The organism is Microbacterium sp. PMB16, assembly GCF_051294855.1.
In the GTDB taxonomy this organism is placed as follows: domain Bacteria; phylum Actinomycetota; class Actinomycetes; order Actinomycetales; family Microbacteriaceae; genus Microbacterium.
On the sequence record NZ_CP145908.1, the window covers coordinates 574,491 to 594,586 of the forward strand.

At 70.1% G+C, this 20,096-nt stretch carries 18 protein-coding genes; 10 read left to right on the plus strand and 8 right to left on the minus strand.

Annotated features, from left to right (window positions below):
- The first annotated feature begins 9 nt into the window (after positions 1 to 9).
- On the plus strand, positions 10 to 219 hold the full coding sequence (locus V5D55_RS02880) for a methyltransferase (RefSeq protein ID WP_435747474.1): 210 nt from the start codon (positions 10 to 12) through the stop codon (positions 217 to 219).
- A gap of 92 nt (positions 220 to 311) precedes the next feature.
- Here V5D55_RS02880 and V5D55_RS02885 read toward each other — a convergent pair whose 3' ends face one another.
- The gene (locus V5D55_RS02885) at positions 312 to 1,247 is read right to left on the minus strand and encodes an endonuclease domain-containing protein (RefSeq protein ID WP_435747476.1); all 936 of its coding nucleotides are present in this window, start codon (positions 1,245 to 1,247) and stop codon (positions 312 to 314) included.
- Between the two features lie 226 nt (positions 1,248 to 1,473).
- Positions 1,474 to 2,424, minus strand: coding sequence for a prephenate dehydratase (gene pheA, locus V5D55_RS02890; protein WP_435747478.1), 951 nt, complete (start codon positions 2,422 to 2,424; stop codon positions 1,474 to 1,476).
- 102 nt (positions 2,425 to 2,526) lie between these two features.
- Here pheA and V5D55_RS02895 point away from each other — a divergent pair, with 102 nt between their 5' ends.
- A complete protein-coding gene (locus tag V5D55_RS02895) occupies positions 2,527 to 3,072 on the plus strand; it encodes a DUF4287 domain-containing protein (protein WP_435747480.1) in 546 nt (181 codons plus the stop codon).
- Here the strand turns inward: V5D55_RS02895 and V5D55_RS02900 are convergent.
- Positions 3,057 to 3,917 carry a DUF6597 domain-containing transcriptional factor gene (locus V5D55_RS02900; RefSeq protein WP_435747482.1) on the minus strand — a complete coding sequence of 287 codons (861 nt, stop codon included), beginning with the start codon at positions 3,915 to 3,917 and terminating at the stop codon, positions 3,057 to 3,059. The genes V5D55_RS02895 and V5D55_RS02900 overlap by 16 nt on opposite strands.
- Before the next feature lie 84 nt (positions 3,918 to 4,001).
- Between V5D55_RS02900 and pgm the strand changes: the two genes are divergently transcribed.
- Entirely contained in the window at positions 4,002 to 5,651 is a 1,650-nt protein-coding gene (gene pgm / locus V5D55_RS02905; protein WP_435747484.1) for a phosphoglucomutase (alpha-D-glucose-1,6-bisphosphate-dependent), read from the plus strand.
- Positions 5,652 to 5,734: 83 nt separating this feature from the next.
- Here pgm and V5D55_RS02910 read toward each other — a convergent pair whose 3' ends face one another.
- The 3 genes from V5D55_RS02910 to V5D55_RS02920 all read right to left on the minus strand — a co-directional run bounded on the left by V5D55_RS02910 (position 5,735) and on the right by V5D55_RS02920 (position 9,099).
- The gene (locus tag V5D55_RS02910) at positions 5,735 to 6,838 is read right to left on the minus strand and encodes a glycerate kinase (protein WP_435747486.1); all 1,104 of its coding nucleotides are present in this window, start codon (positions 6,836 to 6,838) and stop codon (positions 5,735 to 5,737) included.
- The gene (locus V5D55_RS02915) at positions 6,835 to 7,893 is read right to left on the minus strand and encodes a LacI family DNA-binding transcriptional regulator (protein WP_435747488.1); all 1,059 of its coding nucleotides are present in this window, start codon (positions 7,891 to 7,893) and stop codon (positions 6,835 to 6,837) included. The genes V5D55_RS02910 and V5D55_RS02915 overlap by 4 nt, the downstream gene beginning before the upstream one ends.
- Positions 7,894 to 8,088: 195 nt before the next feature.
- On the minus strand, positions 8,089 to 9,099 hold the full coding sequence (locus V5D55_RS02920) for a hydroxyacid dehydrogenase (protein ID WP_435747490.1): 1,011 nt from the start codon (positions 9,097 to 9,099) through the stop codon (positions 8,089 to 8,091).
- Between the two features lie 131 nt (positions 9,100 to 9,230).
- On the opposite strand from V5D55_RS02920, the gene V5D55_RS02925 reads away from it, so the two are divergent.
- The 6 genes from V5D55_RS02925 (at position 9,231) to V5D55_RS02950 (ending at position 16,023) form a co-directional block, all read left to right on the plus strand.
- Complete coding sequence (locus tag V5D55_RS02925) at positions 9,231 to 10,565, plus strand: ABC transporter substrate-binding protein (RefSeq protein WP_435747492.1); 1,335 nt, start codon at positions 9,231 to 9,233, stop codon at positions 10,563 to 10,565.
- Complete coding sequence (locus V5D55_RS02930) at positions 10,562 to 11,533, plus strand: carbohydrate ABC transporter permease (RefSeq protein WP_435747494.1); 972 nt, start codon at positions 10,562 to 10,564, stop codon at positions 11,531 to 11,533. Before V5D55_RS02925 ends, V5D55_RS02930 begins: the two co-directional genes overlap by 4 nt.
- On the plus strand, positions 11,530 to 12,396 hold the full coding sequence (locus V5D55_RS02935; protein WP_435747496.1) for a carbohydrate ABC transporter permease: 867 nt from the start codon (positions 11,530 to 11,532) through the stop codon (positions 12,394 to 12,396). Before V5D55_RS02930 ends, V5D55_RS02935 begins: the two co-directional genes overlap by 4 nt.
- A 7-nt stretch (positions 12,397 to 12,403) precedes the next feature.
- Entirely contained in the window at positions 12,404 to 13,186 is a 783-nt protein-coding gene (locus V5D55_RS02940) for a tyrosine-protein phosphatase (protein WP_435747498.1), read from the plus strand.
- Positions 13,183 to 14,463: an alpha-L-fucosidase gene (locus V5D55_RS02945; protein ID WP_435747500.1), complete on the plus strand. Its 1,281-nt coding sequence runs from the start codon at positions 13,183 to 13,185 to the stop codon at positions 14,461 to 14,463. The genes V5D55_RS02940 and V5D55_RS02945 overlap by 4 nt, the downstream gene beginning before the upstream one ends.
- A gap of 75 nt (positions 14,464 to 14,538) precedes the next feature.
- Positions 14,539 to 16,023, plus strand: a complete 1,485-nt coding sequence (locus V5D55_RS02950) for a polysaccharide lyase 6 family protein (protein WP_435747502.1) — start codon at positions 14,539 to 14,541, stop codon at positions 16,021 to 16,023.
- Positions 16,024 to 16,123: 100 nt separating this feature from the next.
- Here V5D55_RS02950 and V5D55_RS02955 read toward each other — a convergent pair whose 3' ends face one another.
- Together V5D55_RS02955 and V5D55_RS02960 are read right to left on the minus strand one after the other, a co-directional pair.
- On the minus strand, positions 16,124 to 17,182 hold the full coding sequence (locus tag V5D55_RS02955) for a LacI family DNA-binding transcriptional regulator (protein ID WP_435747504.1): 1,059 nt from the start codon (positions 17,180 to 17,182) through the stop codon (positions 16,124 to 16,126).
- A gap of 1 nt (position 17,183) precedes the next feature.
- On the minus strand, positions 17,184 to 18,455 hold the full coding sequence (locus V5D55_RS02960; RefSeq protein WP_435747506.1) for a mannitol dehydrogenase family protein: 1,272 nt from the start codon (positions 18,453 to 18,455) through the stop codon (positions 17,184 to 17,186).
- Positions 18,456 to 18,622: 167 nt separating this feature from the next.
- On the opposite strand from V5D55_RS02960, the gene uxaC reads away from it, so the two are divergent.
- A complete protein-coding gene (gene uxaC, locus V5D55_RS02965) occupies positions 18,623 to 20,038 on the plus strand; it encodes a glucuronate isomerase (protein WP_435747508.1) in 1,416 nt (471 codons plus the stop codon).
- Positions 20,039 to 20,096: the final 58 nt, after the last annotated feature.

Here is a 20,096-nt window from a genome sequence, read left to right on the forward strand (position 1 = left end):
AGTTCGATGATGAGCACCACCAAGACGCTCGCCCTCTGGGTCGCCTACGGCCCGAACGGAGTGGCCGGCAGCATCCGCCACGACGAGGACGGCTACGTCGTCACGATGGCGGGTTCGGATGCCGTGACCGGCACCTACCCGAACCTCGCCTCGGCCAAGGGCGCGCTGCACTCGCACATGTCGCCGGGCAGCGCCTGGCCCCGCTTCCAAGAGCACTGAGCCCGCGCCCGCCCCCGCGGGCGGGCTCCGGGCGCATGGTGGATCAGAAATGCCGCTGAAGTCGGTGCGGCAGCGGCATTTGTGATCCAGCATCACCGGACCGCGCGCTCGGCGATGGCGGTGCGGATGCGGCGGAGGAACGGCTCCGTCTCGACGAGGTCCTGCTGCGTCAGGCGGATCACGATCCAGCCCCGCTCCTCGAGTTCGCGTTGACGGGCGATGTCTCTCCGCCACTGGTCCTTGTCGGTGCGGTGGCCGTCGCCCTCGTACTCGATCGCGATTCGCCAGTGGGGGTATGCCAGGTCGATCCGCGCAACGAGGCGCGATCCGTCGCCGTCGCGGACCTCGAACTGCACCGCGGGCTCCGGGAGGCCGGCAGCCAGGATCACCAGCCGAGTTTCCGTCTCCTTGGGAGACTCCACGCCCGCGCGAGCCAAGCCGAAGGCCTTCCGCACGCTGGAGCTGCCGGGGAACCGGCCCCACTCGGCGAGACGCGCCCCGACGTCGTCGAGAGTGCACCGCGGCCGCGGCACGTCGCGTATTCCCGGGTAGTTCACGCTGTCGGTGACGATCGCGTCGAGCAGGACGACCAGCTGCGCGACCGTCAACCCGCTCGCGCAGCTGAACACCGCAGCGATCGGATCCACGACGGGCGCGCCGCGCACCCGCCAGGTCCGTGCGCGGGTCGCCCGAAGATGCCGCCCCCTGACGCCCTTCGCCCGCGGAGGGCTCTGCTCCTGGGGTACGGCGATCTCGAGTTCTTCCGCGGGCTGCCATTCCCCGGGATAGGGCAGCACCCAGAGGCGCGCAGCGCTCTTTCCGACGAACCGCTGGCCTGGTCGCATCCGCGGCAGGTAGCAGTCGACCCTGGCGCGGAAAGTATCCGGCGGAGACACCGACCGGACGCCGTGGAAAGGGCGCGCGAGGTCGGCGGCATCCGTTCTTCCGCGTCGGATGCCGAGGGACGACGCCTGCTGGATGCTGAACTGCGCACCGAGGCGCGCGGGGAGTTGGATTCGATGTCGCACGCCAGCATGCTCGCAGGGCGAGCGGCGTCGCTCCTGCCGCTTCTCGACGTCCGCCCGGTACCTGTGGACATCAGCGAGCTCCCGCCACCGGTGCAGTCGCACTCGTCCCCGCGCCGGCACCCGGCGTGGATCAGAAATGCCGCGGAATCGAGGCTCCCACCGGCATTTGTGATCCAGCCCGGCGCCGGCGGCCGGCCGGCCGGCGGCCGGCCGGGCCGGCGGCGGGCTACTCGTCCGGTTCGCCGGAGAGGATGCCGCGCAGCCAGTCCCGCGCCTCGACGAAGATGTCGTCGGAGTAGCGGTCGGGGTACTGCACGATCTGCCGATCGGCGCGCGGGTACGACCCGAGGAAGGCGACGCGCGGGCTGAACCGGCGGATGCCGAGCAGCGCGTCAGCCATCCGCTCGTGCTCGATGTGGCCGTCGGCGTCGATCACGAACCGGTAGCGACCGAGTTCGTCGCCGATCGGTCGCGATTCGATGAGCGACAGGTTGATGCCGCGGGTGGAGAACTGCTCGAGCATCTCCAGCAGCGAACCCGGGTGGTCGTGCGGCAGTTCGACGATCAGCGACGTCTTGTCGGCACCGGTCGGTGCGGGCGGGGCGGTCGTGCGGGTGACCAGCACGAAACGGGTCACGGCCTGGGCGTTGTCGCCGATGTCCTCCGCCAGCACCTCGACGTCGTAGTGCTTCACGATCCCGGGCGGCGCGATCGCGGCCTGCGCGGGGAGGGTGCCGTCGAGCACGCCGATCGCCGACGCCACATTGCTCGCCGCCGGCACGTGCGAGTGGGAGGGCACGTGCGCGCCGAGCCAGCCGTGGCACTGCGCGTACGCGACCGGATGCGCTGCGATGACCTGCACCTCGTCGAGCGTGGTGCCGCGCGGCGCGACGAGCACGAAGTTCACCCGCACCAGGTACTCGCCGATGATCCGCAGCCCTGGCAGGGTCGCGAGGGCATCCTGCGTCGTGGAGACGCCGCCCTCGATCGAGTTCTCGATCGCGATCATCGCCGCGTCGCTGCGCCCCTCGAGCACGTCGGCGAGCGCCTCACCCACGTTGTGCACCGCACGCCAGATCTGCCCCCTGGCCTCGGCGACCTGGTCGAGAGCCGCCTCCGTGAAGGTGCCGGCAGGGCCGAGATAGCTGTAGGTGCGGCGTTCAGTCACGCGTCTCACCTTATCCCCGTCGGTCGGTGCCCGTCCGCGCCGAGTCACGGAGCGCGGACGGCCGTCAATTCCGTACAATCCTCGATCCGACCGGGCGCGTATTCTGCGGGCATGGACGTGGATGCCGCGACGCAGACGATGATCGACAATCTCCCCGCCAAGACCGGGCGGGAGCTCCCCGCGTGGTTCGCCACGCTGGATGCCGCGGCGATCGACGGCCACGGAGCCGCGGTCGCGTTCTTGAAGAGCGAGCACGGCGTGACGCACGGCTTCGCGAACCTCATCGTGAAGCTGCATCGCTCGCAGGGTGAGACCGTGACGGCGGAGGGCCTCGTCGACGCGCAGTACGAAGGTCGCAAGGCCGGGCTGCGGCCCGTGTACGAGAGCCTCGTCGCCGCGGCATCCGCATTGGGCGACGACGTCGAGGTGTCGCCGAAGAAGACCGGCGTCTCGCTGCGCCGCCACAAGCAGTTCGCCCTCGTCGAGGCACCCAGCGCCGCGCGGATCAGCGTCGGCATCAACCTCCGCGACGTCGCGCCGACGGAGCGCCTGCGCAGCGCGTCCGGGATGTGCACGCACCGGGTGGACGTCACCTCGGTGGAGGAAGTGGATGCCGAGTTGCTCGGCTGGCTGCGCGACGCTTACGACCGCGCCTGATCTGCGGCCGCCGGCACCTCGTCGAGCGGGACGAAGTGAGCGGCGTCCGGCCCGAACTCGGCGATGCGCCGGTGGTACTCGGTCGGCGTCCACCCGCAGAAGCGTCGGAACGCGCGGATGACGTGCGGCTGGTCGTAGTAGTCGGATGCTCCGACCAGGGCCGCCCAATCGGGTGCGGCGACCGCGTCGGGCGCAGCATCCGCCATCGCCGCTGCCAGGAAGCGATGGAACCGGTCGACCTGTGCGAACTCCTTGGGAGTCAGTCCGGTGGCGCCGCGGAACCGCGTGATGAGCGTGCGGTGCGAGACCCCGGCTGCGCGCGCGAGGTCGCCGATGAGCCGCTCCGGCTCGTCGCGGAGAGCGATGAGCGCCTGCTGCACGACGGCGTCGGGCTGCCAGCCGGCGGCGCGCCCGACCACGAAGTCGCTCAAGACCGTGAGCGCGGCATCCGGCGATTCCGCACCGCGCAGGTCGGCGACGAGACCGTCGATTCCCGGCACCACGGCTGACACGTCCTGCACCCGGTGCGCGACCTGTGCGCCGTGGGCGGGCGTGAGGGCCGCCAGCCCCTCCGGCCTGAGCTCGACTCCGACATGACGGATGAGGGGCGGCGACTCGATGACGAGGTACTCCGTCTGGATGCCGGAGAGGAACGCGGCGGACACCACCGTCGCCTGTCCGTCCCGGTCGTACAGCGAGTACGGGTCCGACAGGTTCACGATCAGGTGCACGAAGGGGAGCGGCAGGATCTTCTCGTAGGGCCGTTGCCGCGGCGTCTCCAGGAACCAGAGCCGCGAGATCGCCTGCTCGAGCCCTTCCGGCACCGCGCGCTCCTGATAGATCACGCAGTCACAGTAACGCGGCGCCCGCACCACGGGAATGCTCGTCATCGAGGTGCACTCCGACCGAACAGGGGGCAGACTGAGGGAATGACGAGCCGTGCCGGCCTCCCCGCGGAGGACACTGACCTGATCGACGTCGACGAGCTGATCGCCGCCTACTACGACCGCGTGCCGAACCCGGAGGTCGCTGCGGAGCGGGTCGCCTTCGGCACCAGCGGTCATCGCGGCTCCTCGCTGTCGAACAGCTTCAACGAGACCCACATCCTCGCCACCACGCAGGCGATCGTCGACTACCGGAACGCGCAGGGCATCACCGGCCCGCTGTTCCTCGGCCGCGACACCCACGCGCTCTCTCTGCCGGCCGAACGCAGCGCGATCGAGGTGCTGCTCGCGAACGGCGTCGATGTGCGCGTCGACTCCCGCGATGCGTGGGTGCCGACCCCGGCGCTCAGTCACGCGATCCTCACCTTCAACCGGGCCCTCGCCCCGAGCGAGGACAACGCGGGCCGCGCCGACGGCATCGTGGTGACGCCCTCGCACAACCCGCCCCGCGACGGCGGCTTCAAGTACAACCCGCCGCACGGCGGACCGGCCGACACGGATGCCACGGGGTGGATCGCCGACCGGGCGAACGAGCTCATCGTGGGCGGACTCGAGGGCGTCAAGCGCGAGCGGTTCGCTGACGTCGACTGGGATGCGATCACCGGCTACGACTTCCGCGACGCCTACGTGCGCGACCTCCCCTCGATCATCGACATCGACGCCATCCGCCGCGCGGGCGTGCGCATCGGCGCAGACCCCCTCGGCGGAGCATCCGTCGAGTACTGGGCGCTGATCGCCGAGGTCCACGATCTCGACCTCACCGTCGTCAACCCGGAGGTCGATCCGACCTGGCGCTTCATGACGCTGGACTGGGACGAGAAGATCCGGATGGACCCGTCCTCCCCCTCGGCGATGGCGTCGCTGGTGGCCAAGAAGGGCGACTATGACGTGCTCACCGGGAATGACGCCGATGCCGACCGGCACGGCATCGTCACCCCGGATGCCGGGCTGATGAACCCGAACCACTACCTGGCGGTGGCGATCGACTACCTGTTCTCGCACCGGGAGTCGTGGCCGCGCGACGCCGCGATCGGCAAGACCCTCGTGTCGTCGATGATCATCGACCGCGTCGCCGAGTCGCTGGGTCGCCGCCTGCTGGAGGTGCCGGTCGGGTTCAAGTGGTTCGTTCCCGGGCTGCTCGACGGCTCTGTCGCATTCGGCGGCGAGGAGTCGGCGGGAGCGTCGTTCCTCCGTCACGACGGTTCGGTCTGGTCGACCGACAAGGACGGCATCCTGCTGTGCCTGCTCGCGGCCGAGATCATCGCGGTGACCGGCAAGACGCCGTCGGAGCGCTACGCCGAGCTCGAGCAGGCCTTCGGGTCGTCCGCCTACCAGCGGGTCGATGCGCCGGCGACGCCGGAGCAGAAGGCGACGCTCGGCAAGCTCTCCCCGGATGCTGTCACGGCGACGACCCTCGCCGGCGAGGACATCACCGCGAAGCTCTCGCACGCACCAGGCAACGGCGCGGCGATCGGCGGGCTCAAGGTGCAGACCGAGCACGCCTGGTTCGCGGCGCGCCCGTCGGGCACCGAAGACGTCTACAAGCTGTACGCCGAGAGCCTGCGCGGCCCCGAGCACCTCGCCGAGGTGCAGGCCGAGGCCCGTGCCGTGGTGTCGGCGGCCCTGAACAGCTGACCCCCCGGATCAACCGCACAGGCTGGATCAGAAAAGCATCCGCGCCCGGCCGTGAAGATGCGTTTCTGATCCAGCGCGGGTAGCTAGAGCTGGCGGGCGAGCGCCGCGCCGGCCTCGCGCAGCCAGCGCGCGGGCTCGGCGAGCGCGGACTCCGACGATCCGGCGAGTTCGGTGAGCGAGGCGGATGCCGTGAACAGGCTCGCGTTGGAGTCGGCGGTGATGCGTCCGGCAGCCAGCATCGCGCGCGCTCCGGCGTCGGCCGCGAGACCCGCGATGAACGACGGGACCTTCCCGTCGCCGGATTGTCCGTCGTACGAGCCCTCGCCGGTGATCACCACGTCGGCGTCCGCGATCGCATCGGCCAGCCCGATGAGCTCGGCCACCTCGGCCGCTCCGGGGGCGAGCACACCGCCCCACACCACGAGCGCGCCGCCGGTGCCGCCCGCCGCTCCTGTGCCGGGCAGGTCGGCGTCGAGTCCCAGCAGTGCGGCGAGCCGGCCGAGTCCGTCATCGGCTCGGGTGATGGCGTCGACCGAGTTCAACCCCTTCTGCGGGCCGAAGACGGCGGAGGCTCCACGCGGACCGACCAGAGGGTTCGTGACGTCGGTCAGCACGCGGACGTCCGGGGCGGCGCGCAGCCCGGTGAGGTCGACGGATGCGAGGTCCACGAGCCCTCGGGCCCCGCGCGCGACGGGTCCACCCGCGGCGTCGAGGAAGCGCGCACCCAGTGCCGTCAGCATCCCGGTTCCGCCATCGGTCGACCCGCTCGAGCCGATCCCGACGACGATCCGCGAGACCCCGTGGTCGAGCGCGGCGGCGATCGCCTGACCGAAGCCGGTGGTGTCGGCATCCCACGGGCGGAGCTCGTCGAGCAGCTCGATGCCCGAGGTCGAGGCCAGGTCGATGACCGCCGTCCCCGCCGGAGCATCGGCCGTCGCCGGCAGCAGCAACCAGGAGGTGTCGATCGTCGCGCCCGCGGGGCCGTCGACGATCACGGGCACGCGCCGCGCACCGGGGACCGCTGCCTCGAACGCCGCGACGGTGCCCTCTCCGCCGTCGGCCATCGGACGGTGCACGAACTCGGTGCCCGGTTCGACGGCGGCCCATCCGGTCTCGAGCGCTCTGGCCGCGTCGGCGGCCGTGATCGTGCCCTTGAAGCTGTCCGGCGCGAGGACCACGCGGGTCATGCCGCGACCTCCGGGGTGCTCGCCCGCACGACGACATCGAGCGGAAGCGGCGGCTGCTCCCAGTCCTCATCGACCGTCGCGCGGAACGCCTGGTAGCCGACCTCGCTCAGCGGCACGCGCACGCTCGTGAGCGCCGGCGTCACATCGCTGCTGGAGGGCACATCGTCGAAGCCGCACACGGCGATGTCAGATCCGATCTCCCGACCGGCGTCGCGGATCGCCGACATCGCTCCGATCGCGACCACGTCGCTGATTCCGAACACGAGGGTTCCCTTCTCCACACCGTCGGCGAGTGCAGCCGTCATCGCCGACGTGCCCGACTCACGGCGGAAGTCTCCGCGCAGCACACGGTCGATCCGGCCACCTGCGGCTTCGAACCCCGCACGGAAGCCCGCGAGGCGTTCATCCGACGTGCGCACTCCCTCTGCCGCGCCGATCGCGAGGGCGACGCGGTATCCGTGCTCCGCCATGCGCCGGCCGAGCGCTTCGGCACCGCCGCGGTTGTCGATCTCGACCTGCCTGCCGCCACCGCCGTCCGGACCGAACGAGACGGTGCGGCCACCCAGACGCGTGTACTCCGCGAGTTCGCGCGCGGTGTCGGACTCCATCGGCTCCTCGGTGCGGGATGCCGCGAGGATCAGACCCCGAGGGCGCTGGCCCCGCAGGGCACGGACGATCCGCGCTTCTCGCGCCGCGTCGCGCTCGGTGATCGCGATCGTGACGACCAGGCCGTGCTCATCCGCGCCACGGGCGACTCCCGAGGCGATCAGGCCGAAATAGGGGTCGGCGATGTCGGCGACCAGCAACGCGATCACGGGCGACGTGCCGCGCGCTGTCGCCTGCGCGGAGACGTTGGCCGTGTAGCCGAGCTCGGCCGCCGCCGCCTCGACGCGCTCGCGGAAGGACTCGGCGACTTTCCGCTCCGAACCGTTCAGCACGCGGGACGCGGTGGCGAGCGAGACGCCTGCTTCGCGGGCGACGTCGTGCAGGGTCGCGGCAGTCGTTCGCTGCGGCCGGGCCCGACGCACGAGGGAAGGGCTTTCCGGCGTGTCCATGCCCCCGAGCATAGCGCCGGGACCGCACCGGGATCGCGCCGCGATCGCGTCGCGATCTCCGAGAGATGCGGCTGCGCGCCGCGCGGACCACAACCGGATCACAACCCGGATCACAACCCGGTTCACAACCCGGTTCACAACCCGGATCACAACCCGGTTCACAACCCGGATTACACCGTGGCAATCGGTTGCCGTCTACGCCATCCGCGCCAGGGCCTCCTGCTCCACCCGATGCCGCAGCGGCGCACCGCCCGCCAGCCGACCCAGCTCGTCGGCCACCAAGCGGCCCATCGCCGCGCGATCGGCCCCCATGGAACCGGCGACATGAGGCGTCAACTCCACGTTCTCGAGCTGCCACAGCGGAGAGTCCGCTGACGGCGGCTCCTCCTCCGTGACGTCGAGGAGCGCCGTGAGGTCGGGGCGCGCGGCGAACACGCGCGCCAGCGCCTTCTCATCCACCAGACCGCCGCGTGCGGTGTTGATCAGCGTCGCCCCCTGCGGCATCCGCTCGAGAAGATCCGCCCCGACCATCTCCCGCGTCGCCGGCAGCAGCGGGGCGTGCAGGCTCACCACCCGCGACCGCTCGAACAGCTCCTCGATCGACACGAGCTCGACACCCAGGTCAGCCGCGGATTCAGGCGACGCGAACGGATCGGCGGCCAGCAGCTGCACGCCCGTGCCGCGCAGGCGCTCCGCCACCCGGCGGCCGATCTCGCCCAGCGCGACGAGTCCGATCACGGCTCCTCGGGTACCCGCAGCCGCGGCGGCCGCCGAGCGCGAGCGCTCCACCCGGTAACGGCGCCTCGACGCCGGCACTCCGCGTGCGGCCAGCACGATCTGCGCGGCCGTCATCTCGGCCACCGGATCGGCGTTCGCCGCAGCCGCCGACACGATCGCGATACCGCGATCCCACACCGCCTGGGTGACCAGCGGCTTCACCGACCCTGCGGCGTGGAGGACCGCACGGAGCCGGGGCGCGCGGTCGAGCAGATCCTGGTCGAGAAGGGGCGGACCCCACCCCGTGAGGAGCACGTCGACGTCGCGCAGGGCGTGCGGATCCGCCGCCAGTTCTGCGGCGGTGAGGGGCGGCAGAACGCGCTCCGCGATACGGTCGATATCGGCCAGCACCTCGGCGGGGAACACGTCGTCGCGCCGACGCTCCTCCATCACCAATCGCGCTGTCAGGCGCACATCCCCATCGACCATGTCGTTCTCCCGCTCACTCGTCCTTGAAAGCGAAACATCCGATCAATGATTGACAGTGCTCGCGTCCTTAGGTTAGATTCACCAGCGACGTCTTGCAAGGTGGCAAGCGTTTGCCAAACTCTGGAGAACACATGCACACGAAGATGAAGGCAGCAGCGGTTCTGGGCGTCGTGACGCTCGCTCTCGCAGGCTGCTCCAGCAGCAGCACCCCCGCTGGCGGCTCCACGGTCGAACAGGACGAAGAGGCCGTCCTCGAGGTCTGGACCCGCACGACCCCCGGCAGCCCGAGCGAGGCGGCCACGATCCGACAGGTCGAGGCGTTCGCCGAGGCCAGCGGCTTCAAGGCGGAGGTCACCGCGATCTTCGACGACTTCGAGATCAAGCTCGCCCAGCGCGCCGGCCAGAAGGACCTGCCCGACATCGTGCTCAACGACGTCAGCCAGCTCGGCACGATGCAGTCGCAGGGCATCCTCCGCGAGATCGACCTCGACGAGATCGAGAACTCGAAGGATCTGACCGCACAGGCACTCGAAGCCGGCAAGGCCGTCGACGGCAAGACCTACGGCATCCCCTACTCGGCACAGGCCAACGCCCTCGTGATCCGCAGCGACTGGCTGGAGAAGCTGGGCCTCGAGGCTCCGACGAACTGGGACGAGATGCTCGAGGTCGCCACGGCGTTCACCGAGAACGACCCCGACGGCAACGGCCAGGCCGACACGTACGGCCTGGCGGTCCCGGGATCGACCAAGCGCGGCTACGCCTCCTGGTACTTCTCGAACTTCCTCTGGGCAGCGGGCGGCGACTTCATCACCGGCTCCGGCGACGAGTGGCTGCCGGCGATGACCTCGGACGAGGCGATCGAAGCGACCACGTGGTTCCGCGACCTGCAGTGCAAGGCCGGCGTCGTCCAGCCGGGCGCCCCGAGCATGGACACCCCTCCCACCAACGAGGCCTTCGAGTCCGGAGTCGCCGGCATGTACGTGACCGGGCCCTACATGATGCCCCGCTTCGACAAGGTGCTGGGCGCCGACAAGTACACGGTCGTCCCCGCACCCCAGGGTCCGAAGGACTCCTCCGTGCTCGCCGAGGGCGGCACGGTCTACCTGATGGCCGGGTCCGAGAACGTGAAGGGCCAGACCGCCTTCGCCGACTGGTACGTGAGCCCCGAGGCGCAGAAGTTCGGCATGGAGGGCACGGATGCCTTCGCCATCCAGCTCCCCGTGAACGAGAAGGTCGACGTCGCTGACGTTCGCGACGACCCTCGCTGGCAGACCTTCGCCGACGCCTACAAGGAGAGCGGCCACTACGCGCCGACCATCCCCAGCTGGACTCCGGTCCGTCAGATGAGCGCCGACACCATCAACGCGCTGCTCGCCGACTGCTCGCTCGACGTCGAAGAAGAACTCACCGCGCTCGACGGCAAGCTGACGGCCGAGCTCCTGACGCAGGGAATCCTCAAGCAGTGACAATCCACACAGCAGACGCCGTCTCCGCGGCAGACGCTCCGAAGCGGGCGGCGGGGACCAGCGCGTCCCCGTCGCCCGCCCGGCGGCGCGGCCGCCATCGAGTGCAGGGGCAGTGGTGGGTCCCGTGGGCCTTCCTCGCTCCCGCCCTCCTGCTCTTCCTCGTCTTCCGCTACATCCCGATGGTCCAGGCCGTCGGCATGTCGGTGGAGAACGTGCGCCCCTACCTGGGCAACGAATTCGTGGGCCTCGCGAACTACGAGACGATCCTCTCGTCGCCGGCCTTCCGCGACGCCACGGTCAACACGCTCATCCTGGCGTTCGGCCAGACCCTGGGCTGCCTCGTCCTCGGATTCGCACTCGCGCTCCTGCTCGAGGGGCAGACCCGCAAGCTCTCCTTCATCCGCTCCGCAGCCTTCCTCCCCGTGGTCGTCCCGATGGCCGTGGTCGCTGAGCTGTGGCGGATCATGTACCACCCGTCCCCCGACGGGTTCCTGAACTCGATCATCGGTGTTCTCGGCCTCGCGCCCAGCGAGTACATCAACAGCCCCGACTCGGCCATGTGGTCGATCATGGTGATGGGCATCTGGCGCGGCGGCCCCTACGACATGATGATCATCCTCGCCGGTCTCGCGGGCATCGACCGCGGACTGTACGAGGCGGCCACCGTCGACGGAGCCAACCGGTGGCAGCGCATCATCCACGTGACCCTCCCCGGTCTCCGCCCGGTGTTCTCGATCCTGTTCATCCTCGCCGCCATCCGCGGCTTCCGGGTGTTCACCGAGGTGTACCTGATGACCAACGGCGGCCCGAACGGCGCCACCGAGGTCGTGATGACCCTCCTCTACAAACTCGGCCTGGAGCAGCAGAAGCTCGGTGTCGGCTCGGCGGGAGCAGTGCTCCTGTTCCTCGCGACACTCGTGCTCACCGTCGTCGTGCAGCTGATGCTGCGGAGAAGGAAGAACGCATGAGCGTCGGAACCGACACCGCCCTCGGACTCACCGAGAGCCGTACCGTCGTCGCGATCGGCGTGAAGGTGCTGCTGTACGCGGTCGTCGTCGCGCTCTTCGCCGGCCCCCTGCTGGCTCTGCTCGCCGGCGCCTTCAGCGAGGTCTCCGATCCGACCGAGCTCAGCGTCATCCCGAACCGGCCGACGCTCGAGAACTTCGCGATCGCGTTCGACTTCGGGGTGCTCGGCTACCTGATGAACTCGTTCTTCGTGGTCGGCTTCGGGCTCCTGCTGCAGGTGGTCGTGTCTGTGCTCGCCGGGTACGCGCTGGCCAGGAAGAAGTTCCGCTTCTCGGCGCTGGCGCTGGTCGCGATCCTCGCCACGATGATGCTGCCGGACGAGATCCTCGCCCTGCCGCTGTCGATCCTGCTGGCGGACCTGCCCCTGCTGCACATCAACCTGATGGGCTCGCTCGCCGGAATGATCGTGCCCATCGGCGCCTGGGCGTTCTCGATCCTCGTGATGACCGAGTTCATGAAGGACGTGCCGCTCGAACTCGAGGAGGCCGCGCGCATCGACGGCGCCAGCGAGCTGCGCGTGTTCGCGCAGATCATCGTGCCGCTCTGCAAGCCGGCGCTCGGGGTCGTCGGGGTCTTCGGGTTCACGATGATCTGGGATCAGTACCTGCTGCCGCTGCTCGTCTCCACGTCGAGCGACACCTACACCCTTCCGCTGGCGCTGCGCACGCTGCGCATCGAGCCCGAGGTCACACCGGGTGTGGTCATGGCGGCATCGCTGCTGGCCCTCGCGCCGTCGGTGATCGTGTTCCTCCTGTTCCAGCGCTCGTTCGCCCGCGGGCTCACGTCCGGCGCGCTCAAGGGCTGAACGGGCGATGGAGCACGAGACGGTGGACAGCGCGATCGGGGTCGACGGCGTTCCGGGATTTCGGGATGTCGGCGGCATCCGCACCATCGAGGGGGTGATCCGGAGCGGACGACTGTTCCGCTCCGGGCACCTCGCCGCGCTCAGCGCTCGAGGGGCGGATGCCGTACAGGCTCGCATCCGCCGCATCGTCGACCTGCGCTCCGACGAGGAGACCGTCGAGGACGTGACCGACCTCGACGGTGTCGCCGTGACCCGACTCCCCCTGTATCTGGGATCGGCGCGCTCGTTCTTCCTCGAGGACTACAGCCTCGGCGAGATCTACACGCACCTCCTGGCCGAATCGTCCACGCAGCTGGTGGAGGCCGTACGCATCATCGCGGCCGGCGAGCCCACGCTCGTGCACTGCACCGCCGGCAAGGACCGCACCGGCGTCGCCATCGCCCTCGCTCTCGCAGCTGTGGGAGCGGATCGGGATGCCGTCGTCGCCGACTACACGCGCACCGCCGAGCTGATCCCCGCGGATCACCGCAAGGCGACCTCCGAGCGGCTCGCGAAGAAGTACCCCGAATCGCAGCACGCCTGGATGCTGGCCACCGAGGCCCCCGCCGAGGTCATGCGCGAGACCCTGACCGTCCTCGATGCGCAGTGGGGCTCGGCCGCGGACTACCTGCTCGCACACGGCCTCACTCCCGGTGAGCTCGCAGACCTGCACGACGCGCTCGTCGACGCGCAGCCCGCGACAGCTCACCACCCGGCCCCACGCCCTGTCCCACAAGGAGACGCGTCATGACGGCATCCGCCGACCTCGAATGGTTCACCGAAGCACGCTTCGGCATGTTCGTGCACTGGGGGCTGTACTCGCTCGCGGCCCGGCACGAATGGGTGAAGAGCCGCGAGCTGCTGACCGATGCACGGTACGAGCCGTACCGCGAGCACTTCGACCCCGATCGCTACGACCCCCGCGCGTGGGCGCGCACCGCGAAGGCGGCGGGCGCCGGCTACGTCGTGCTCACGGCCAAGCATCACGACGGGTTCTGCCTGTGGGACTCAAAGCTCACCGACTACACGAGCGTCAACACGCCGTTCGGCCGCGACGCGGTCGCCGAGTTCGTCGAGGCCTGTCGCGCCGAGGGGCTCCGCGTCGGGCTCTACTACTCGCTGATCGACTGGCACCACGAGGGCTTCCCCGTCGACGGTACGCACCCGCAGCGCGATGACGAGCAGTTCAAGGCCAACACGGCCGACCGGGACATCCGCGACTACCAGCGCTACCTGCACGGCCAGGTGCGCGAGCTGCTCACCGGGTACGGGCAGATCGACTACCTCTTCTTCGACTTCTCCTACACGCACCGCCCCGACTACTGGGGCGGGAAGGGCGCGGCGGACTGGGATGCCGAGAACCTGCTCGCGCTGGTGCGCACCCTGCAGCCGGGCATCATCGTGAACGATCGGCTCGGCATCCCCGGCGACATCGTCACCCCCGAGCAGTACCAGCCGCTGAAGCCGATGGAGCGCGACGGCGTCCCGGTCGCGTGGGAGGCCTGCCAGACCTTGAACGGCAGCTGGGGCTACGACCGCGACAATCTCGACACGAAGAGCTCCGAGGCGCTGATCAAGCTGCTCATCGACGGCGTCTCGAAGGACGGCAACCTGCTGCTGAACGTCGGCCCCGACGGCCGCGGCCGCATCGACGCCACGGCGCAGCGCACCTTCGCGGAGATCGCCGCCTGGATGGACGACCATGCCCGGTCGATCCACGGCGCAGGTCCCGCGGCCTGGTCGGCGCCGAGCGACACCCGGTACACCCAGCGCGGCGACCGCCTGTACGTGCACCTGTTCTCGTGGCCGTTCAGGCACCTGCACCTGCCCGGCCTCGCCGGCAAGGTGCGCTATGCCCAGCTGATGTCGGATGCGTCGGAGGTGCTCCCCCTGCACATCGACCCCGCCCGCCAGGCGCAGAACACGCTGATGGGCGGCCTCCCCGAGGGCACCCTCACGCTCCAGCTGCCCGTGCAGCGACCGGACAGCCCGGTGCCGGTGATCGAGATCTTCCTCGACACGCTCTGAGATTTCCGCCCGACCCCACCCGACCTGACCCGAACCGACCCGAATCACACGACGAACCCTCAACGAGGAGGAACCATGAAACGCCGTACCTTCATCCTGTCCGCGGTCGCCGGCGCTGCCGCGATCGCGATCCCCCAGCAGGCGGGCGCCGCCGTGCTCGACCGTCCGCTCGCGGCATCCGCCGGCACCATCGCTCCTCTGCTCCCCGGCCGCGGTCCGTACCGGCACGTCGCAAGCCTCGACCAGCTGCGGGCCGCGATCGCGAGCATGACCAAGGGCGGCACGATCATCGTCGCCGACGGCACCTACGCGGTGCCCGACGGCGCACCGATCAACCTCTCCGGTGCGGGCGGACGCGGCAACAAGCCGCTCACCATCACCGCCGCCACGATCGGTGGCGTGACCTTCACGGGTGCCGCGAGCTTCGTGTTCGACCAGACGCACGACCTGGTGTTGAGCGGGTTCGTGTTCACGCAGTCCACGACCCTCGAGATCGCTGCGACCTGCCAGTCGGTCACGCTGAGCCGCAACGAGTTCGTGCTCGCCGACGTCGAGGGGCTGCACTGTGTGATGGTGCGTGCGGATGACACGGTGATCGAGTACAACCACTTCCACGGCAAGTCGACTCTCGGCATCTTCCTCGGCGTCGAGGGCGCCGGCTCCACGGAGATGGCCGAGAACGTGCACATCCACCACAACTACTTCTCCGACCACAGCTTCGCCGGCGACAACGGCGGCGAGCCGATCCGCCTGGGCGTGAGCCCTCGGGCGCTGAGCAGTGCCCACGCCGTCGTGGAGTACAACCTGTTCGAGCGCACCAACGGCGACCCCGAGGCGATCTCGGTCAAGTCGAGCGACAACACCATCCGGTTCAACACGATCCGCGACTCGGGCGGCGGCATCGTGCTGCGCCACGGCAACCGCACCAGGGTCGAGTCGAACCACATCATCCGCGGGCTGCGCGGCATCCGCCTCTACGGCAACGACCACGTCATCGTGAACAACTACATCGCCGAGACCGCCGACACGGCGCTCGTGCTCGGTGCGGGCACGGTGCGCGATCACTACGAGGGCGAGCCGTCGACCTCGCGCACGAAGAACGATGCGGCCGACCGCATCCGCGTCGCCCTGAACACGTTCGTGGGCAACACCGGGGGCATCGCGGGCGAGACGCACCGTCCGCTGGAGCCCCGAGACTGCGTGATCGTCGACAACATCGTGCAGGGCGACACCGGAGTGCTCGCCTCGGTGCCGCTCTCGCAGGGCTTCACCTGGGCCGGCAACATCCTCTGGGGCGCTGCCGCAGACGGCGACGCCCCGGCCACCGGCTTCACCCGTGTGGACCCGAAGCTCACCAGGGATGCCGCCGACGTGCTGCGCATCGGTCCCTCGAGCCCCGCGGTCGACGCGGCGACGCAGAATCACAGCGCGTGGGTGCGCGACGACATCGACGGCCGCAAGCGCATCGGCACGGCCGACGTCGGCCCGCACGAGCTGCGCCCGGGGCACGCCAAGCGCGCTCCCCTGACTCCGGAGGATGTCGGGCCACTCGCGCCCTGACCCGGACCTGCCGCCCAGCGGCCGGAGGAGCGGTCGGTCGGTACCCGTGTCGTGGACATTCCCGGGTGCGGATCGGCCGCTTCTTCGTGTGCGGGTCCGGTCAGCTCGCGGCGACGCCCGTCGACCCGCGCACCACGAGAGTGGTCGCCAGGTCGAATCCGATCGATGGCAGGATGCTGTCGGTCACCCGGCTGAGGAGGGCAGCCATGGCGTGATCGCCCTCTTCACGCAGCGGCGACTTGACGGTGGTGAGCGGCGGCGAGGTGAAGTCGGCCCCGAAGATGTCGTCGAAGCCGACGACGCTGATATCGGCGGGGATGCGGATGCCGGTCTCGACGAGCTCCTGCATGAGGCCGATCGCGATCAGGTCGTTGTAGGCGATGACGGCGGTGGCCCCGCTGTTCTTGACCGCCATCGCGGCGCTGCGTCCCCCGGCGACGGTCGGCGCGGCCGACTCGAGCTGCACGAGTTCGATGTGCGCCCATTCGCAGCGCTGCGCGAGCAGCTCGCCTCGGTGGCGTGCCATCCACGACAGCGGCGGGCCCGGCACGTAGGCGACCTTGGTGTGACCGAGGCTCCGCAGGTGCCTGACCGCCTCGGCGATGCCGTGCTGCACGTCGGGCACGACCGAGAGCACGTCGTCGACCAGTCGGTTCACCACGGCGACCGACTTCTGCCTGGCCAGCGCACGGATCTGATCGTCGGACATGCGGGGCGTCGCCAGCAGCAGACCGTCGACCATGCGCAGCATCCGCTCCGCGCCCTCGTATTCGCGCTGATCCGACTCCTCGGACTCGGTGAGCACCAGCGTGTAGCCGGCCCTGGCCGCTGCGGCCTCGGCGCCACGGATCACGTCGAAGAACACCGGGTTCGTGATGTCGGAGACGATCAGCCCGATGATCGACGTGCGGCCGGTGGGCAGCGCCCGCGCCATCGGATTGACGTGATAGTTGAGCGACTCGGCTGCCGCCCTGATCCGGCGCTCCGTCACCGCGTTCACGCGCCCGGGGCGATTCAGCGCCCGCGAGACGGTGGACGGGTTCACTCCCGCGAGCCTCGCGACGTCGTAGATCGTCACGTTCTCCGTGGGGCGCCCCGAACCGGCATCCGACGATGGAGCGGCGGGCGTTCCTGCGTCGACGGTCGCGTCTTCGGTCATGTCAGCTCCTCACTGCCCCGACGCTCCGAGAAGCGCCGGCGGGATCATCCTCCAGCCTACGGAGTTCGCGCCCGATCACGGCGAGCATTGCAGCTCCCGTGGATGAGTCGGTGACGTCGCCGAGCAATGCGGCGGCTTCCTGTTCCGAGTGCCCGCCCTGAAGACACCAGGCGGCGATGACGGATGCCGGGGCTCCCGCATCCGCATCCGCGCGCACCGCGTGTTCGAGCACCGGCACGATGCGGTGCGGCAGCTTGTGCGCACCGTCGAGCGCGATCTGGGCCAGTCGGTGCCGGATCCGCGGATTCGCGAACCGCCCCCGGGTGGCCTCGATCGCCTCGTCGATCTCGGCGGCCGGCAGGCGGCAGCTCGCCGCCGCGACCGCCCAGTACTGCTCGACGCGGGCGCGCAGCGCGGGGTCGCCGAACGCCGCGGCGACGTCGTCAAAGCCGCGCAGCAATCCCTGATAGGCGAGGAGGGAGTGCGCCCCGTTGAGGATGCGGAGCTTGCGCTCCTCGAACGGCGCGAGGTCGCCGGTCATCCGTGCCCCCGCCCGCTCCCAGGCCGGGCGGGGTCCGGCGAATCCGTCTTCGATGACCCATTCCGAGAAGGGTTCGGCGACGACGGTGCCGGCGTCGCGGATGCCGATCGCCCTCTCGACCGCGTCGATGTCCTCCGCGGTCGTCTGCGGCGTGATGCGGTCGACCATCGAGGAGAGGAACGCGACGTTGTCGTCGATCCATCCGGGGAGAGCCGGGTCGATCGCGGCCGCCGCTGCCAACACGACGGAGCGTGCGACCTCGCCGTTGCCGCTGAGGTTGTCGCAGCTGATGACCGTGAGAGGAGGTGCGTCCGCGGCGCGGCGCGCGGCGAGACCGAGCGCGAGTCGCGCGGGCGCCGTGGCTGCCGGTGCTGCCGGATCGGCGACCCGGTAGCCGGCCTCGGTGATGGTGAGCGTGATGATGCGCGTGCGGGGATCGGCGACGACCGCGTCCCACACCGCGCGCTCGGCGCCGTCGTGGGCGGAGCGGATGCTGGCGATCTGGCTGAACTCGTCACCGTCGATGCCGCGCGTGATCAGCGTGTAACGGCCGCGCCGCTGCTGCAGAATGCGCGCCTGCTCCGGCGAGCGCCCGGTGAACGCGACGATGCTCCACGGATCGGCGTCATCGGACGCCGCGTGCGTGTACCAGGCCTGGTGCGCCCGGTGGAAGGCTCCGACGCCCAGGTGGGCGATCGTGTGTCCTTCACCGGCCGGATACCCCTGCGACATGCATTCTCCTCGCGTTCTCGCCGACACCCGAGCCGACACCCGAACCGACTCCGTCGTCGGCTCTCCGACCATTCTATGGCAAACGGTTGCCATTCGTTGTGAGGACAGGTAGCGTGCAGGGAGGCGAGGGGTGATCCCGTCGTCTCGCACGACCGCAGAAGGAAAGCATGCCGACCACGATGATGCATCCGGACCGCCTCTTTCCGAGCGATCCGACCACCCGCGACATTGCCCGCGACCTCTATCTCCGCGTGCGCGACGCACCGATCTGCTCGCCGCACGGGCACGTCTCCGCCTCGATGCTCGCCGAGAACGCGCCGTTCGCCTCCCCGACCGATCTGCTCATCACGGGCGACCACTACGTGACCCGGGTGCTGCACGGCGCCGGCGTGCCGCTCGGCCAGGTCCAGGCACCGGCCGGGGCACCCGCGATCGATCCGCGCGACGCCTGGCGTGTGCTCGCCGCGCACTGGCACCTGTTCCGCGCCACGCCCGTGCAGTACTGGCTGGAGTATCAGCTCGGCGAGGTGTTCGGCATCACCACCCGACTCACCCCCGACACGGCCGACCGTGTGTACGACGAGGTCGCCGAGCTGCTGACCGACGACGCCTACCGGCCGCGCGCCCTGTTCGAGCGCTTCGGCGTCGACGTGCTCGCCACGACCGACGATCCCGCCGATGACCTCGCCGCCCACCGGGTGCTCGCCGACGACCCCACCTTCCACGGCCGCGTGCTGCCCACGTTCCGCGCCGATCGCAGCATGGACCCGTCCGCCCCCGGCTGGATCGAGGCCCTCGACCGCCTTGCCGCGGCATCCGACATCGCCTGCGACACCCACGCCGGCCTGCTCGCCGCGCTGCGCGCACGCCGCGCGTACTTCCGCGCGGCCGGTGGCACCTCCACCGACACCGGGGTGGCCGATGCCTGGGCGCTGCCGCTCGAGCGCGGCGAGGCCGAGCGCATTCACGCGGCAGGCCTCCGCGGCGACGCCACGATCGCCGAGGGCACGGCCTACCGCCGCGACATCCTCTACCGCCTCGTCGAGATGTCGGCCGAAGACGGCATGGTGATGCAGCTGCACCCCGGCGTGCACCGCAACCACCACTCCCCCACGCTCGAGCGCCACGGCGCCGACACCGGCCACGACCTTCCGCTGCCGACCACGTTCACCGAGCCGCTGCGGCGGGCGCTGAACGACTTCGGCACCGACACGGCGCTGCGACTCGTGCTGTTCACGGTCGACGAGACGGCCTTCTCCCGCGAGCTCGCGCCTCTCGCCGGCTTCTATCCGAGCGTGTACGTCGGCGCTCCCTGGTGGTTCCTGGACACCCCGGATGCCATGGAGCGCTACCGCCGCGCCATCACCGACAGCGCGGGCTTCGCGAAGACCTCAGGATTCATCGACGACACCAGGGCGTTCTGCTCGATCCCCGCCCGGCACGACATGGCCCGTCGCGCGGATGCCTCCTACCTGGCTTCGCTCGTCGCGACCCACCGTCTCACCGAGGCGGATGCCGCCGACATCGCCGACGACCTGGTGCGGCGCATCCCCTACGACACGTTCCGCATCCCGCGCTCCTGACGCTGCCGGAGACGCTGCCGGAGAGACTTCAGGAGACGTGAAGAACGCCGGGGAAGAT

What these genes read in the sequence shown, in the direction of transcription:
- V5D55_RS02895 (WP_435747480.1), top strand. Translation starts at nt 2,527, where the DNA reads ATGGACGTGGATGCCGCGACGCAGACGATGATCGACAATCTCCCCGCC.
- V5D55_RS02915 (WP_435747488.1), bottom strand. Translation starts at nt 7,893, where the DNA reads ATGGACACGCCGGAAAGCCCTTCCCTCGTGCGTCGGGCCCGGCCGCAG.
- V5D55_RS02950 (WP_435747502.1), top strand. Translation starts at nt 14,539, where the DNA reads ATGAAACGCCGTACCTTCATCCTGTCCGCGGTCGCCGGCGCTGCCGCG.
- V5D55_RS02910 (WP_435747486.1), bottom strand. Translation starts at nt 6,838, where the DNA reads ATGACCCGCGTGGTCCTCGCGCCGGACAGCTTCAAGGGCACGATCACG.
- V5D55_RS02955 (WP_435747504.1), bottom strand. Translation starts at nt 17,182, where the DNA reads ATGACCGAAGACGCGACCGTCGACGCAGGAACGCCCGCCGCTCCATCG.
- V5D55_RS02940 (WP_435747498.1), top strand. Translation starts at nt 12,404, where the DNA reads ATGGAGCACGAGACGGTGGACAGCGCGATCGGGGTCGACGGCGTTCCG.
- V5D55_RS02935 (WP_435747496.1), top strand. Translation starts at nt 11,530, where the DNA reads ATGAGCGTCGGAACCGACACCGCCCTCGGACTCACCGAGAGCCGTACC.
- V5D55_RS02945 (WP_435747500.1), top strand. Translation starts at nt 13,183, where the DNA reads ATGACGGCATCCGCCGACCTCGAATGGTTCACCGAAGCACGCTTCGGC.
- V5D55_RS02960 (WP_435747506.1), bottom strand. Translation starts at nt 18,455, where the DNA reads ATGTCGCAGGGGTATCCGGCCGGTGAAGGACACACGATCGCCCACCTG.
- V5D55_RS02920 (WP_435747490.1), bottom strand. Translation starts at nt 9,099, where the DNA reads ATGGTCGATGGGGATGTGCGCCTGACAGCGCGATTGGTGATGGAGGAG.
- V5D55_RS02925 (WP_435747492.1), top strand. Translation starts at nt 9,231, where the DNA reads ATGCACACGAAGATGAAGGCAGCAGCGGTTCTGGGCGTCGTGACGCTC.
- uxaC (WP_435747508.1), top strand. Translation starts at nt 18,623, where the DNA reads ATGCCGACCACGATGATGCATCCGGACCGCCTCTTTCCGAGCGATCCG.
- V5D55_RS02880 (WP_435747474.1), top strand. Translation starts at nt 10, where the DNA reads ATGAGCACCACCAAGACGCTCGCCCTCTGGGTCGCCTACGGCCCGAAC.
- pgm (WP_435747484.1), top strand. Translation starts at nt 4,002, where the DNA reads ATGACGAGCCGTGCCGGCCTCCCCGCGGAGGACACTGACCTGATCGAC.